This window comes from Streptomyces sp. V4I23, from assembly GCF_030817975.1.
Classification (GTDB): domain Bacteria; phylum Actinomycetota; class Actinomycetes; order Streptomycetales; family Streptomycetaceae; genus Streptomyces.
In genome coordinates this window covers 7,398,356-7,412,304 of record NZ_JAUSZW010000004.1, presented here as the reverse complement: position 1 = coordinate 7,412,304, position 13,949 = coordinate 7,398,356, and the positions used below count along the sequence as shown (strand labels likewise).

The 13,949-nt window shown below is 73.1% G+C and carries 14 protein-coding genes; 8 read left to right on the top strand and 6 right to left on the bottom strand.

Annotated features, from left to right (window positions below; translation table 11 throughout):
* Positions 1-54 precede the first annotated feature (54 nt).
* Entirely contained in the window at positions 55-453 is a 399-nt protein-coding gene (locus QFZ82_RS36070; RefSeq protein ID WP_177148027.1) for a DUF1992 domain-containing protein, read from the top strand.
* A gap of 66 nt (positions 454-519) precedes the next feature.
* On the opposite strand, the gene tgmB is transcribed toward QFZ82_RS36070, so the two are convergent.
* Both tgmB and tgmA read right to left on the bottom strand, forming a co-directional pair.
* Positions 520-1,449 (bottom strand): ATP-grasp ribosomal peptide maturase, encoded by a 930-nt coding sequence (tgmB, locus tag QFZ82_RS36065; RefSeq protein WP_307717134.1) that lies wholly within the window; start codon positions 1,447-1,449, stop codon positions 520-522.
* 15 nt (positions 1,450-1,464) lie between these two features.
* Positions 1,465-1,656 (bottom strand): putative ATP-grasp-modified RiPP, encoded by a 192-nt coding sequence (gene tgmA, locus QFZ82_RS36060; RefSeq protein ID WP_177148025.1) that lies wholly within the window; start codon positions 1,654-1,656, stop codon positions 1,465-1,467.
* Between the two features lie 574 nt (positions 1,657-2,230).
* On the opposite strand from tgmA, the gene QFZ82_RS36055 reads away from it, so the two are divergent.
* From QFZ82_RS36055 to QFZ82_RS36045, 3 genes are all read left to right on the top strand, one after another.
* Positions 2,231-2,746 (top strand): DUF664 domain-containing protein, encoded by a 516-nt coding sequence (locus tag QFZ82_RS36055; RefSeq protein ID WP_307717133.1) that lies wholly within the window; start codon positions 2,231-2,233, stop codon positions 2,744-2,746.
* Positions 2,747-2,812: 66 nt separating this feature from the next.
* Entirely contained in the window at positions 2,813-3,640 is an 828-nt protein-coding gene (locus tag QFZ82_RS36050; RefSeq protein WP_307717132.1) for an alpha/beta fold hydrolase, read from the top strand.
* Positions 3,641-3,778: 138 nt separating this feature from the next.
* On the top strand, positions 3,779-5,257 hold the full coding sequence (locus QFZ82_RS36045; RefSeq protein WP_307717131.1) for a glutamate-cysteine ligase family protein: 1,479 nt from the start codon (positions 3,779-3,781) through the stop codon (positions 5,255-5,257).
* 158 nt (positions 5,258-5,415) lie between these two features.
* Here QFZ82_RS36045 and QFZ82_RS36040 read toward each other — a convergent pair whose 3' ends face one another.
* Complete coding sequence (locus QFZ82_RS36040; RefSeq protein WP_177148022.1) at positions 5,416-5,607, bottom strand: DUF6381 family protein; 192 nt, start codon at positions 5,605-5,607, stop codon at positions 5,416-5,418.
* 214 nt (positions 5,608-5,821) lie between these two features.
* On the opposite strand from QFZ82_RS36040, the gene QFZ82_RS36035 reads away from it, so the two are divergent.
* The gene (locus tag QFZ82_RS36035; protein WP_307717130.1) at positions 5,822-6,676 is read left to right on the top strand and encodes a trypsin-like serine protease; all 855 of its coding nucleotides are present in this window, start codon (positions 5,822-5,824) and stop codon (positions 6,674-6,676) included.
* Between the two features lie 84 nt (positions 6,677-6,760).
* On the opposite strand, the gene QFZ82_RS36030 is transcribed toward QFZ82_RS36035, so the two are convergent.
* Positions 6,761-8,320: a glycerol-3-phosphate dehydrogenase/oxidase gene (locus tag QFZ82_RS36030; RefSeq protein WP_307717129.1), complete on the bottom strand. Its 1,560-nt coding sequence runs from the start codon at positions 8,318-8,320 to the stop codon at positions 6,761-6,763.
* Positions 8,317-8,916 carry a TetR/AcrR family transcriptional regulator gene (locus QFZ82_RS36025; protein ID WP_307717128.1) on the bottom strand — a complete coding sequence of 200 codons (600 nt, stop codon included), beginning with the start codon at positions 8,914-8,916 and terminating at the stop codon, positions 8,317-8,319. Before QFZ82_RS36025 ends, QFZ82_RS36030 begins: the two co-directional genes overlap by 4 nt.
* 72 nt (positions 8,917-8,988) lie before the next feature.
* Here QFZ82_RS36025 and QFZ82_RS36020 point away from each other — a divergent pair, with 72 nt between their 5' ends.
* Genes QFZ82_RS36020 through QFZ82_RS36010 form a run of 3 tightly spaced genes read left to right on the top strand, consistent with a single transcriptional unit; the run spans position 8,989 to position 11,853 of the window.
* Positions 8,989-10,584 carry an FAD-binding oxidoreductase gene (locus tag QFZ82_RS36020; RefSeq protein ID WP_307717127.1) on the top strand — a complete coding sequence of 532 codons (1,596 nt, stop codon included), beginning with the start codon at positions 8,989-8,991 and terminating at the stop codon, positions 10,582-10,584.
* A gap of 29 nt (positions 10,585-10,613) precedes the next feature.
* Positions 10,614-11,495 carry a diacylglycerol kinase family protein gene (locus QFZ82_RS36015; protein WP_307717126.1) on the top strand — a complete coding sequence of 294 codons (882 nt, stop codon included), beginning with the start codon at positions 10,614-10,616 and terminating at the stop codon, positions 11,493-11,495.
* A 55-nt stretch (positions 11,496-11,550) separates the two neighbouring features.
* Complete coding sequence (locus tag QFZ82_RS36010; RefSeq protein WP_307717125.1) at positions 11,551-11,853, top strand: hypothetical protein; 303 nt, start codon at positions 11,551-11,553, stop codon at positions 11,851-11,853.
* An 85-nt stretch (positions 11,854-11,938) separates the two neighbouring features.
* Here the strand turns inward: QFZ82_RS36010 and QFZ82_RS36005 are convergent, their stop codons facing one another.
* Positions 11,939-13,948, bottom strand: a complete 2,010-nt coding sequence (locus tag QFZ82_RS36005) for a translation factor GTPase family protein (protein WP_307717124.1) — start codon at positions 13,946-13,948, stop codon at positions 11,939-11,941.
* Position 13,949: the final 1 nt, after the last annotated feature.

Genomic DNA, 13,949 nt, shown 5'->3' with positions numbered 1-13,949 from the left:
CGGGCGGACCGGGCGGCCTGTCGTGGGGTCGGGCGGGGGCCGTAGGCTGGTGCCATGACGGAGCGCAAGCCCCCGGGCGTGAGTTTCGAGTCTTTCGTCGACAAGCAGATCCGCGACGCCGCCGAGCGCGGGGAGTTCACGGAACTGCCCGGCTTCGGGAAGCCCCTGCCGGACGGGGACGCCGGCTACGACGAGCTGTGGTGGATCAAGCGCAAGATGCACCGCGAGGGCCTGTCCGTCCTCCCGCCCTCCCTGGCCCTGCGCAAGGAGGCCGAGGACGCGCTGGAGAAGGCCTCGCGGGCGCCGTCGGAGGCGGCGGTGCGCCGTGTCGTCGCCGAGATCAACGAGAAGATCAGGGCGATGCTGTTGCGTCCGCCGCCGGGACCGCCGCTCGGCCTGAAGCCGTACGACGCGGACGCGGTCGTGGCGGAGTGGCGGCGGGGCCGCTCCTGAGGGCGCGCCGGCCGAAGGGCGCGGGCCCGGACGGCCGCGCGAGCGGGGCCGGTCCCGCGCCCGTCGTCAGACCGGCTCGGCGCCCAGCCACGAGGCGACGGCGCGGGCTATCGGCTGCCCGGTCTCCAGCTCGACGAAGCCGAACTGACCGCCCTGGTTGCATTCCAGGAACCACCAGGTGCCGTCCGCGTCCTCCGCGAAGTCGAAGGCCCCGTAGGCGAGTTCCGCGTGCTTCTTGTACGTCTCGACGGCCCGGGCGATCTGTAGGGGCACCTCCACGGGCTCCCAGGTGTGGCCGGTGTCGCCGAACCGGCCGTCGACCTGGCCGGCGTCGGCGACCTTGCGCGCGGCGAAGTGCGTCTCCCCCACGCTGGTCAGCCGGATGTCGGCACGTTTGGGGATGTAGCGCTGCAGCAGGGTGGGGGCGGCGGCGACGCCGGAGAAGTCGGCGTCCGCCGGCACCAGCGTCGTGGGCAGCGCCATGGGCGGATCGCCCGGTGACTTGCCGGAGACGGACTTCACCACCACCTGCCGGTACTGCTCGGCGAACCGCTTGGCCATGGAGGGGTAGGTGGTCACGAGGGTCGCGGGCACCGGGAAGCCGCACCGGTGGGCGACGCGCATCTGCCACGGCTTGCGCCGGGCCCTGGCGGCCGCGCTCGGGTGGTTCATCCAGCGCGCGGCCGTGGAGTCGAGCATGCCGTACAGCGCGTGGCCGCTCTCGTCGGAGAGCCAGGCGGAGGGCTCGTCCGCGTGCGCGGCAGGTTCGCCCGGCCTGCGCACCCACACCGACCGCAGTCCGTCGACGCTGGCCACACGACCGCCGGTGGACAGGTAGCCGCGGAACTCCCCCCGTACGTACTCCGCGGACAGGGCGACGTCACCGGGCAGGTCTCCCGGGTCGAACCGCACGAGCGGCACGCCCTGTTCGTGAAGTTCCGCCACCACCAGGTCCGCGGTGACGTCCTGCTCGCACGTCAGCACCAACACCGTCACGGCGCGCAGTCCGGCTCAGTCGTCGAAGTGGGTCGCGGAGCCCGCCTTGGACGTCGTCGTCCCGGCGGCGGCGAGCAGGGCCCGGTCCGAGATGGCCGGACGCCCGTCGGGCAGGACGTTCAGCTGCAGTGCGGAGTCGTACGAGTACGCGGCCAGGGCCGGGGCCGGTTCGGCGGGGCGTGCGTAGTTCCACGCGAACGGTTTCATGTGCTGCTTCCTCCCCTGCCCGCGCGGTCCCGCCGGGCTGCTCATGTGACAGTACGTGGCGAAGCCGTCATGGTCTCAACACATAGAGTGACATTGTGAATGTTCTTCACCGAAAAACCTTCGGATCCGAACGTGACCCGGCGGCGACATGTCCCCGCCGGAGCCATTCAGACAGACGCGTCACTCGTCTCAAGGGTTTCAAGTTTTGGCCATGACGTGACGCAGATGACACGGCAATGGGCCCAAAGTACCGTAAGGGCCCCGTGGTTGAGAGAGGCGCGACACACTCTTCCCTCAACAGCGGGGCTCCTGACCGTTTGTCAACCCTCCATGGCCGAACCGCTATTCGTCGTGCGGCAGATGCGTGCTGTACGAACACGTACGTCGCCCCGTGATCCGCCGGCGCCTCCGCGACCGCGCCGGGGCGGGCCCGGCTCCGCCGCGATGTCGTGCCAGGACCAGCCCTGGTCACGGGGCAGGTGTCAACCTCGATCGTCACCGGTGCGGGAACGTGTCGGACGTCCGGCCGGGCCCCACGATGGGCAGAGGGGCAGTCGACCGGAGGAGACAGACGATGAGAACCGCCGACCTGCTGGCAGACGCGTTCGGGCGCGTGCGTGAGGTGGTCCACGAGGCCGTGGAGGGACTCGTGGCCGAGGACCTGGCCGCCCGCCTGGACGAGGGGGGCAACTCCGTCGCCTGGCTCGTGTGGCACCTGACGCGCATCCAGGACGACCACGTGGCCGACGCCGCGGACCGGGAGCAGGTGTGGACGTCGCAGGACTGGGCGAGCAGATTCGCCCTGCCGTTCCCCGATGCCGCCACGGGCTACGGGCACACGGCAAAGGACGTCGCCGCCGTACGCCCCGACTCCGCCGACCTGCTGCTGGGCTATTACGACGCGGTCCACGAGGAGACCCTGCGTTTCGTGCGCACCCTCGCCGACGCGGCGCTCGACCGGGTCGTCGACACCTCGTGGAACCCGCCCGTCACGCTGGGCGTGCGCCTCGTCAGTGTGATCTCCGACGACCTCCAGCACGCCGGACAGGCGGCGTTCGTCCGCGGCAGCCTCGGCCGGCGCCGCACCTGACGGGCCGCGCGGCGCGGCGTAAGGTGCGATGACCTGTTGGCCCCTGACACCGTAAGAGGTGCACCCTTGTCCGACTGGCACGTGGCCCGGACCTTCGACAGCTCCGCGGGCGAGGTCCGCTGGGACCGGCTCGGCGACCCAGCGGCCCCGCCCGTGGTGCTGCTGCACGGCACGCCCTTCTCGTCCTTCGTCTGGCGCGCCGTGGCGCGTGCGCTCGCCGCGGCGGGCCGTCAGGTCCTCGTGTGGGACATGCCGGGCTACGGCGCGTCGGCGAAGTTCAGCGGGCAGGACGTCTCGCTCGCCGCCCAGGGGCGGGTCCTCACCGAGCTGCTCGACCACTGGGAAGTCGACGAACCGCAGGTCGTGGCGCACGATGTCGGCGGCGCGGTCGCGCTGCGCGCGCTTCTCCTGCACGGCAGGCGTTTCCGCCGCCTCGCCCTCGTCGACCCGGTGGCCCTGGCGCCCTGGGGATCGCCGTTCTTCCGCCTGGTCGGCGAGCACGCCGGCGTCTTCGAGCGACTGCCGGCCGCGCTGCACCGGGCCCTGGTCCGCGAGTACGTGGCGTCCGCCAGTTCCCCTGGGCTGCATCCGGCCACCCTCGACCGGCTGGTCGAGCCGTGGACCGGCGAGGCGGGCCAAGCCGCTTTCTACCGCCAGATCGCCCAGGCCGATCAGCGCTGGACCGACGAGATCGAGCGCCGCTACGGCTCCGTCGACGTCCCGGTCCTCGTGTGCTGGGGCGAGGACGACGCCTGGATCCCTGCGACCAGGGGCAAGGAGCTGGCCGACCGCATCCCCGGCGCGCGGCTGCAGCCGATCGCGGGAGCGGGGCACCTGGTGCAGGAGGACGCCCCGGCCGAGCTCACGGCGGCGCTGCTGGGCTTCCTGGACTGACGCGGCCGGCCCCGGCCGGTCGCGCTCCGTCCCACCCTCGTCATGTCCACCGTGGGCGGCGGCCGCCTCACTGGTCGCCGCCGCCCACAGGTGTCACGCTGGGACGGTGGTCTGTGCCCGACGACCCCGGGAGGGCCGATGGGGCGTGACGTCCCGGCGCTGGTCTTCACGCGTGAGGACCGCCGCCGCTACCGGAACAAGATGCAGGCGTGTCTGGACACGTTCGCGCAGATGCTGCGCGCGGCGAAGTTCGAGTTCGAGCGCCCGCAGGTGGGTCTGGAGATCGAGCTGAACCTGGTCGACGAGACCGGGGAACCCGCGATGCGCAGCACCGACGTCCTGGAGGCCATCGCGGATCCGGCGTGGTCGAGCGAGCTGGGCCGCTTCAATCTGGAGATCAACATCTCTCCCCGCAGGCTGACGGCCGGCGGGCCGGACTCGTGGGAGCAGGAGATCCGGGGGGCCCTGAACCACGCCGAGGAGCGCGCCTCGGAGGTCGGGGCGCACCTGGCCATGATCGGCATCCTGCCGACGCTGCGCCGCAAGGACGTCGGCGAGGCGGCCCTGTCCGAGAACCCCCGCTACCGGCTGCTCAACGAGCAGGTCTTCGCCGCGCGCGGCGAGGATCTGCGCATCGAGGTGGACGGCATCGACCGGCTGCGCACCTACGCGGACACGATCACTCCCGAGGCGGCGTGCACGAGCACCCAGTTCCACCTGCAGGTCGCCCCGGAGGAGTTCCCGGCATACTGGAACGCGGCGCAGGCCATCGCCGGTGTGCAGGTGGGGCTGGCCGCGAACTCCCCGTTCCTGTTCGGCAAGGAGCTCTGGCGCGAGACCCGCATCCCGCTGTTCGAGCAGGCGACGGACACCCGCCCGGAGGAGATCAAGGTGCAGGGCGTACGGCCCCGGGTGTGGTTCGGCGAGCGCTGGATCAACAGCGTCTTCGACCTCTTCGAGGAGAACGTGCGCTACTTCCCCGCCCTGCTGCCGGTGTGCGACGAAGAGGACCCGCGGGAGACGCTCGAGGGCGGCGACATCCCGGAGCTGTCCGAGCTGACCCTGCACAACGGCACGATCTACCGGTGGAACCGCCCGATCTACGCCGTCGACCACGGCAAGCCGCACCTGCGGATCGAGAACCGGGTGCTGCCCGCGGGGCCGACGGTGGCCGACATCCTCGCCAACGGCGCCTTCTACTACGGGCTGGCGCGCGCACTCGTGGACGAGGAGCGGCCGGTGTGGTCGCGGATGTCGTTCCAGGCCGCGGAGGACAATCTGCACACGGCGGCCCGGCACGGGATCGACGCCCGGCTGTACTGGCCGGGTATGGGTGAAGTGCCGGTCGCCGAGCTGGTGTTGCGGAGACTGCTGCCGCTCGCGCACCGCGGTCTGGAGGCTTCGGGCATGGACGCGCCGTGGCGGGAGCCGCTGCTCGGCATCATCGAGCAGCGCTGCGTGACCGGCCGCAACGGTGCCGTGTGGCAGGCGGAGACGTTCCACCACATCGACCGGACCAGCAGGGTCGACCACCACGAGGCGCTGCGGCTGATGACGCGGCAGTACATCGACTACATGCACCTCAACGCCCCCGTCCACACCTGGCCGGTCGACTGACCGGCAGGCGGTGCACGGGTGGGCGCGCTCGTTCTGTCCCGCCTTCGGCGGTGACGGCGCCGTACGGCTGGGCGGACGGGCGCGCGGAGGAGCCGGGGCGCTCTCGGCGCCCCGGCCCCTCGTACGACGGGGCTCGCCGCGGCGTGCGGCGCTGTCCGTCACACGTCGGGGTATATGTCCCCGGTGCTCATGCCGGACTCCTGCTCCGACTGGGCCTGCAGCCGCTGGGCCTTCTCCTTCAGCCGCTCACGCTCCTTGGGATCGCTGCTGCGCTCCGCGGCCGCGTTCAGTTCCTTCGCCTTCTCCCGCATCTGCCGGATCCGGCCGCGGGACTCGTCCGAAACGCTCATGATCACTCCTCGTGTTCCGATTGAGCGGGTGTCCTCAGCGAATCAGTGCTCGTGACCGAGCGCATCTCGGAGCCGTCCGGAGCGGCCGTTCTCCGGTGACGCCGGCCTCTTGCCGCGGCGCCCTGGGGCACGCTTCACTGTCGATCACCCCACAGGAGAATCCCCGTTCACCCACACCGAAGGGTCCGACTTGACTGCCCTGCCCCTACGTCCGATGGCCGTCACCGCTGCGGCCTGCGCCGTCGTGCTCGCCGCGGCCCTGCCGTCGTCGGCGATCAACTCGTACAACGCGACGCCCGCGCCCGAGCGCACCGAGGTCGGTGCGCTGGTCGCCACCTGGGACGCCGACGACGATCCGGCGACCCCGGACCGCGTCGACTGGGTCTGCTCCGGCACCATGATCGACAAGGACACGTTCCTGACCGCCGCCCACTGCACCACCGACTGGCCGGAGAACGTGAAGTTCTACGTCTCCCTCGACCAGGACGTACAGGCCGGCCTCGACAGGGCCACCGCCCAGCACCCGGGCGACCCCGCCGCCGTGGCGCGTGCCGTCGGAGTCCAGGGCACTGCCCACAACCACCCGGAGTACCCGGGGCCGGCCTCCGACACACGCGACATATCGGTGGTCCAGCTGTCCGCCGCCCAGGTCAAGGCGCGCTGGTCGTTCACTCCGGCCACGCTGCCAGCGGCCGGTGCGCTCGACGCGGCCGGCCCGCAGGGCCTGAACGACACTCCGTTCGTCGTCGCCGGTTACGGCACCGAGGAGTCCCGCCGCGGTCCCGGCGGCCACACCCACCCGGGCGGCGGCGTCCGGATGAAGGCCCCGGTCACCTTCGACGCGCTGAACGACGCCTGGGTGCGCCTGGCGATGACCGCGCCGCAGGGCAACGGCGGTGCGTGCTACGGCGATTCGGGCGGACCGAACTTCGCCACGCTGGAAGGGAAGTGGACCCTCGTCTCCACGACGATCACGGGCGACTCGCCGTGCTACGCGACGAACGTGACGTACCGTCTGGACACCCCGGGAGCCCGGGCCTTCCTGGCCCCGTTCACGCGGCTCCCGTAGCGGCACAGGGCCCCGGGGACGGGGCGTGACCGTGGTGGGGCGCCCCTTGCGGCGCCCCACCACACGTGTTCCCGGAGGCACAGGTCAGCAGCTGCGGGCCAGCGCGTCGCGGGCGGCGTCCTGCGCGGCGTGCCGGTCGTCGGTCACCAGGCCGATGCGGGTCCGGCGGTCGAGGAGATCGGATGCGTCGAGGGCCCCTTCGTGGCGGACCGCCCAGACGAGTTCGGCGCCGGTGACGGGGTGGCCGGGGATCACGGGGCGCGCCAGGGACGGGTCCTCCAGGCCGAGGGCATGGACGGCCGGCGCCTCGGAGCCGTACCGGCGGACGAGGCGGCGGGGCGCGTCCAGCTGCGCGAGGGCGCGGGGGTGGTCGGCTCCGACGAGCGGGACGGCGGTGGTGCGGCAGGGGCCGCATGCCAGTCCGCGCGCGAGGACGGCCGCGTCGACGGCGTCCTGCGCCATGCGCCGGTACGTGGTGAGTTTGCCGCCGACGACGGTGACGACGCCGTCGGGCGAGGTGAGGACCGCGTGCTTGCGGGAGATGTCGGCGGTCCGGCCCGGCCCGCCGTCCGTGTCGAGCAGGGGGCGCAGGCCGGCGAACGCGCCCACGACGTCGTCGCGGCCGACGGTGACGTCGAGGGCGGAGCCGAGGACGTCGAGGAGGAAGCCGATGTCCGTCTCGGGCACCTTGGGCACGTCGGGGACGCTGCCCTCCACCGGTTCGTCGGTCAGGCCGACGTACACCCGGCCGTCGCCCTGCGGCAGGACGAGGACGAAGCGGTTGGTCTCGCCGGGGATCGGGATGTGCATGCCGGCGGCGAGGCCGCCCAGGTCGTCCGAGCGCAGCACGAGGTGGGTGCCGCGGGAGGGGCGCAGCCGGATGTCGTCGACGAGTCCCCCCGCCCAGACCCCGGCCGCGTTGATCACGGTGCGCGCGCGGATGCGCAGGTCCTCGCCGGTGGTCTCGTCGCGGACGAGCGCGCCGCTGCCGGTGAGCGCGAGCGCGCGGACGCGGGTGAGGACACGGGCGCCGTGGGCGGCGGCGGTGCGGGCGATCGCGGTCACCAGGCAGGCGTCGTCGGTGAGTTGACCGTCCCAGGACAGCAGTCCGCCGCGCAGGCCGGTGGCGCGCAGGGCGGGCGCCATGTGCCGGGTCTCCACCGTCGACAGGACGCGCGGTGCGGGCAGGGTGGCGCGTGAGGTGCGGGCGGAGGCCCGCAGCAGGTCGCCGGCCCGGAAGCCGGCCCAGGCGAGCGCGGCCTGGCCGCGGCCGACCAGCGGGGTGAGCGGCAGGACGAAGGGCTGGGCGCGGACCAGGTGGGGGGCGGTGCGCTCCATGAGGACGCCGCGTTCGACGGCGCTCTCGTGCGCGACGTCGAGCTGACCGGTGGCGAGGTACCGCAGCCCGCCGTGGATGAGCTTGGAACTCCAGCGCGACGTGCCGAAGGCGAGGTCGTGCGCGTCGACGGCGGCCACGGTGAGGCCGCGCGAGGCGGCGTCGAGGGCGGCTCCGGCTCCGGTGGCGCCGAGGCCGACGACGAGGACGTCGACCTCGGCGCCGTCGGCGAGTTCCGCGAGCTCCCTGTGCCGCCGTGCGGCGTTGAGGGACGAGGCGGGCAGGGCGGGGCTGCTCGGGCGGGTCATGGGGCGAGGGTCCTCTCCAGTACGGTCCGCAGCTCGCCGAGGAAGGCGGTGTCGCTCAGTTCGGGGTCGCCCTCCTCGGTCATCGTGCGCAGTGAGAGCACGAAGGACTGGACGACGAGCAGCAGTGAGCGGGCCTGCAGGTCGGTGTGCACGCGGCGGACGGATCCGTCCTCGTGGCCCTCGGCGAGCGCCGTCGTGATGAGGCCGAGCAGGGCGTCCTGGCTGGCTCCGCGGCGGTCGATGACGTAGGGCAGCAGCAGCTCCGGGTCCACGTCGATGATCTTGTGGAACAGGGGGTGCGCACGGAACGCGGCGACCCCCGCCACGAGCCCGTCGACGATGCGCGCCCGCACGGGCGTGCCCGCCGCGGGGTCGGGCATGGCGCCGACGGCGAGGGCGATCCACTCACGGGTCATCAGGTCGCCGACGAGCGTGCGCACGTCCGGCCAGCGGCGGTACAGCGTCATCCGGGACACCCCGGCGCGCCGGGCCACGTCGGTCAGGGTCGTGCGGCGTACGCCGACGGCGAGGACACAGTCGCGTGCGGCGTCCAGCACGGCGTCCGCGTCCGCATGGTTGTGACGAATGGGCGTCATCTGTCACAGTGTAATGCAGTGCCGGCCGCGCGGCAGTGCACCCCTGCGAAACCGACGGTGAGGAAGACCGAAGTGGACATGTTGTGGAGCGGCTGGGGCGACCCGGCCAAGGCGGCCCCGCTGCCCGGCACGGTGATCGGACTGCTGCGCGATCTGCTCGGCGTCACGCCCCGCGAGACCGGCCCCGCGTCGCTCGACGCCATCGGGGTGCCGGCCTCCCCGCTCCCGGACGGCACCCGCGAGGCACTGGCCGCCTGCGTCGGCGGCGACGTGTACGTGCGCCAGGACGCCGAGAGCCGCATCCGGCACACCCGGGGCAAGTCCACCCCCGACCTCCTGCGCATCCGCGCCGGCGAGGCCGGCGACACACCGGCCGCGGTCCTGCTGCCGGGCGACCACGACGAGGTGCTGGCCGTGCTGCGCGCCTGCGCCGAACACGGTCTGTCCGCCGTGCCGTTCGGCGGCGGCACCTCCGTCGTCGGCGGACTCGCACCCGAGGCGAAGCGGCCGTTCGTCGCGCTCGACCTGCGCCGGCTCGACGGGCTCGTCGCCCTCGACGAGGTCTCCCGCACCGCCACCGTCCAGCCGGGCCTGCGCGGCCCGCAGTGCGAGGCGCTGCTCAACGAGCGGGGCTGGACCCTCGGCCACTTCCCGCAGTCGTTCGAGTGGGCCACCGTCGGCGGTTTCGCCGCGGCGCGCTCCAGCGGCCAGGCGTCGGCCGGATACGGCCGCTTCGACGAGATGGTCCTCGGCCTCACCCTCGCCACTCCGGAGGGCACGCTGGAGACCGGCCGCGCGCCCCGCTCGGCGGCCGGCCCGGACCTGCGGCAGCTGGTCCTCGGCTCCGAGGGCGCGTTCGGCGTGATCACCGCGGTGACCGTCCGCATCCGGCCCCTGCCTCAGAAGCGTGTCTACGAGGGCTGGCGCTTCGCCACGTTCGAGGCGGGAGCGGCCGCGCTGCGCCGGCTCGCGCAGGACGGGCCGCGGCCCACCGTGCTGCGCCTCTCGGACGAGACCGAGACGTTCATCGGCCTGGCCCAGCCGGACGCCATCGGCACCGCCGAGGCCCCGCAGGGGGCGGGCTGCATGGCGATCGCCGGCTACGAGGGCACCGAGGAGGACACCGCGGCGCGGCGGGCGGCGGCTCGGGAGGTCCTGCTCGCCTGCGGCGGCGAGTTCGCCGGCGAGGAGCCGGGCGAGCGCTGGGAGCACGGCCGGTACAACGCCCCGTACCTGCGCGACGCGCTGCTGGACGCGGGGGCGTTCGCCGAGACGCTGGAGACGGCCGCGTTCTGGTCCGCCGTGCCCGGGCTGTACGCGGCGGTGCGCCAGGCCCTCACCGGCACGCTGACCGAGGCGGGCACCCCGCCGCTGGTCATGTGCCACATCTCGCACGTGTACGAGAACGGCGCCTCGCTCTACTTCACCGTCGTCTCCGCACAGGGTGACGAGCCGGTCGCCCACTGGGAGCGGGCGAAGCGGGCGGCCAACGACGCGATCCTGGCGGCGGGCGGCACCATCAGCCACCACCACGGGGTGGGCACCGACCACCGCGACTGGTACACCTCGGAGATCGGGCCGGTGGGCGTCCGCATGCTCCAGGCCGTCAAGGCCGAGATCGACCCGGCCGGAGTCCTCAGCCCCGGCGTCCTCATCCCCGTCCGCTGACCCGTTCCCGCCGTCCGGAGGCGCCATCCATGCGACAGTTCACCGCCGTCGTCAACCCGACCGCAGGCGGTTCCAGCGGTACGGCCGCCCTGCTCCCCCTGGCCCGGCTCCTGCGGGAGGCGGGCGCGCGGCTCGACACCCTGTACAGCCGCAGCCTCGACCACGCCCGGGAGCTCGCCCGGCAGGCAGGTGCGCAGGGGCACGTGGTCCTCGCCGTCGGCGGTGACGGGATGGCGGGCTGCGTCGGCGGGGCGCTCAGCGGCACGGACACCGTGTTCGGCCTGGTCCCGGCCGGCCGCGGCAACGACTTCGCCCGCGCCCTGGGCCTGCCCACCGACGCCCCGCGGCTCGCGGAGGTGCTGCTGCGGGGCGAGGTCCGGGCCGTGGACACCATCGAGGTCGAATCGGCCGTGCACGCCGGGATCTCCGTCCTGGGCAGCGTGTACGCCGGGGTCGACGCCGTCGCCAACCGGCACGCCAACACCTCCCGGCTGCTGCGCGGAGCGGCGTCGTACTACGCGGGCGGGCTGCGGGCGGTCGTGGCCTGGCGGCCCGCCTCGTACCGGATCACGATCGACGGAGTCGTGCACGAGCGCCGCGGCTACACGGTGGTGGCGGCCAACTCCGGCTTCTACGGCTTCGGAAGAGAGATCGCGCCGGGTGCTCGGCTGGACGACGGCGTGCTGGACGTGGTGGTGGTCCAGGACGCCCCGAAGCGGTTGTTCTTCACGATGATGAACGAGCTGAGGACCGGGGCGCACGTGGCGCGGCCCCAGGTGGAGATCCTGCGGGGCAAGGAGATCCGTATCGAGGCGGACCGCCCGGTCCCGTACGGCGCGGACGGGGAGGTCGACGCGGTGCTGCCGGTGACGGCGAGGGTGCAGCCGGGAGCGCTCCACATCCTGTGCTGAAACCAGTCCTGCCGCGCCAGTAGCGATCAAGCGGGAACAGTGTGACGTTGGATGCATGAGCTGGGCATCCTGGACTACTCCTGGCGTGTACTCGGGCCGCGGCGGCGTGCTCACCGAGGAGGTCGGTGTCGTCTCCGGCGACCTCACCGTGCACACCACCTGGGTCGACGGCGAGGCGTCCGTGACCGTGCAGTACACCGGCGCGGCCGACTGGTTCACGGTGTCGGGAAGTCCGGCGCCGTGCCCGTCGGAGGCCGCGAGCCGCGACCTGCACGACGCGGTGATCGCGGCGGTGCGCGGTCCCACGACCGCGACGGTGCCCGCCGTGCCGCAGGCGTCGCCCGGGGTCGGCGGCTGACGCGGCCGGTGGTGGGGTGACGCGGTGTCCGGTCGGGCACCGTGGAGGACGGCGCGGACGCGGCAGGGCAGGGCAGGGCACGCCGTCACCGGTGATCGTCGCGGGCGCCGGTGCGGCGCACCACGCGCAGGAGGTACGTGCGGCGGTCCAGCGGGTCGTGGTCGGAGCGGGGCCGGCGGGGAGGCGGGCCCTGGAGCGGGCGGTAGCGGGCGAAAGAGCTCTCCAGCACGCCCTCGCCGCTGGTCAGCCGCGGCAGTTGGCGCTCCACTCCGTGCACGGACGCGGCGGGCAGTTCGCCCTCGATCACGTACGAGGAGCCCTTGAGGGCCGACGTCCGCGGAACGGCGCGCAGCCGCGTCAGCACGGGCAGCACGACGCCGAACACGTCCGCGGGGATCTCCAGTCGGAAGTCGTGCGTCGGCTCGTGGACCTCGGTGCCCGCCTGCCGGAGCGCGCTCATCAGGACCAGCGGGGTGAGGTTGCGGAAGTCACCGGCCGTGCTGGACATGCTCTTGTCGAAGACGGCGTGGGCATGGCTCTGGCGCGGCGCGTAGCCCGAGTGCGTCAGGGTCAGGACGCAGTCCGGGATCTCCCAGCCGTAAAGCCCCTGGCGCAGGGTCTGCCTGGCCGTCTCCTCGACAGCCTTGATGAACGCGTACGGCATCGAGCCCAGTTCGACCTCCAGCCTGAACTCCACGCCCGAGCCCGCGGGCGCCGGTTCGGCCCGCAGACCGACCGTGGCGAGGAAGGGATTCGGGTCGACGTCGAGGAACTCCGCTGCGGCGCCCGTCTCCACGAGGCGTTCCACATGGATCGTCGTCATCTCGCGGAAGTCGACGTCGATGCCGAAGTCGTCGGCCAGGGTGGCCTGGACGACCTCCTTCTGCACCTCGCCGTAGAGCGACAACGAGATCTCCTGGCGCAGTTCGTCCCGGCGCAGGCCGATCAGCGGATCCTGCTCGGCGAGCTGGGTGAGGGCGGCGTGCAGAGGGCCCCGGTCGCCGGGCCGGCGGGCGACGACGATCGTCTCCAGGGTGGGAGGGGCGAAATGGCGGCCGGCGGCCCGCGCCGGTGCCTTCGCGCCGACGCTGTCACCGACGCGGATCGCCCCGAGCCCGCGCAGCCTGCCGATCTGTCCGGCCGAGACGGCTTCGCGGTTCACGGCCGCACCCTGCTCGAACACGCTGATCCCGGTGACCTTCCCGGCTTGCGTGCCGCTGCCGAAGGGCAGCTTGTCCCGGACGCGTACGGTGCCGGAGAACATGCGGACGTACGCCGTCTTCTCCCCGGCGGGGCCGCGCTCGATCTTGAACACGGTGCCGGAGACGGGGCCTTCGGCGTCCGCGGGCGCGGTCGGCAGCAGCTCGGTGAGCGCGCCGATCAGGGCGTCGGTCCCGGCGCCGGTGATCGCCGATCCGAAGAGGACGGGATGCACGAGCCCGCGGCGGGTCTGCGCGGCGAGTTCGCCGCGGAGCCGGGCCTCGGGCAGTTCCTCGGCGGCGCCGTCGACGTAGGCGGCGAGGAGGGCGTCGTCGTGCTCGGCGAGCAGGGCGGTCAGCTCGGAGCGGAAGGCGGGGCCGGTACGCGGCCGGCTGACCGCGCCGGGGGTGCCGAGCGCCTCGGTGGCGCTGATCGCGATGTGGGCCGGCGTCAGCTTCTCGCCGATCGCGCGCAGCAGACTCCCGTAGCGGGCGCCGCGGCGGTCGATCTTGTTGACGAAGAGGAGTGTCGGGATGCGCAGCCGCTGGAGTGTGCGCATCAGGACGCGGGTCTGCGCCTGGACGCCTTCGACGGCGGAGAGCACGAGCACCGCGCCGTCGAGGACGCGGAGGGCCCGCTCGACCTCGGCGATGAAGTCGGGGTGGCCGGGGGTGTCGATCAGGTTGACCGTGACGTCGTCGATGTCGAAGGAGGCGACGGCGGCCTTGATGGTGATGCCGCGCAGCCGCTCCAGTTCCAGTGAGTCGGTCCGTGTGCTTCCGTCGTCGACGCTGCCGAGTTCGTCGATGACGTGCGTGGCGTGGAGCAGCCGTTCGGTCAGGCTTGTCTTGCCGGCGTCAACATGCGCCAGGATTCCCAGGTTCAGCGTGTGCACG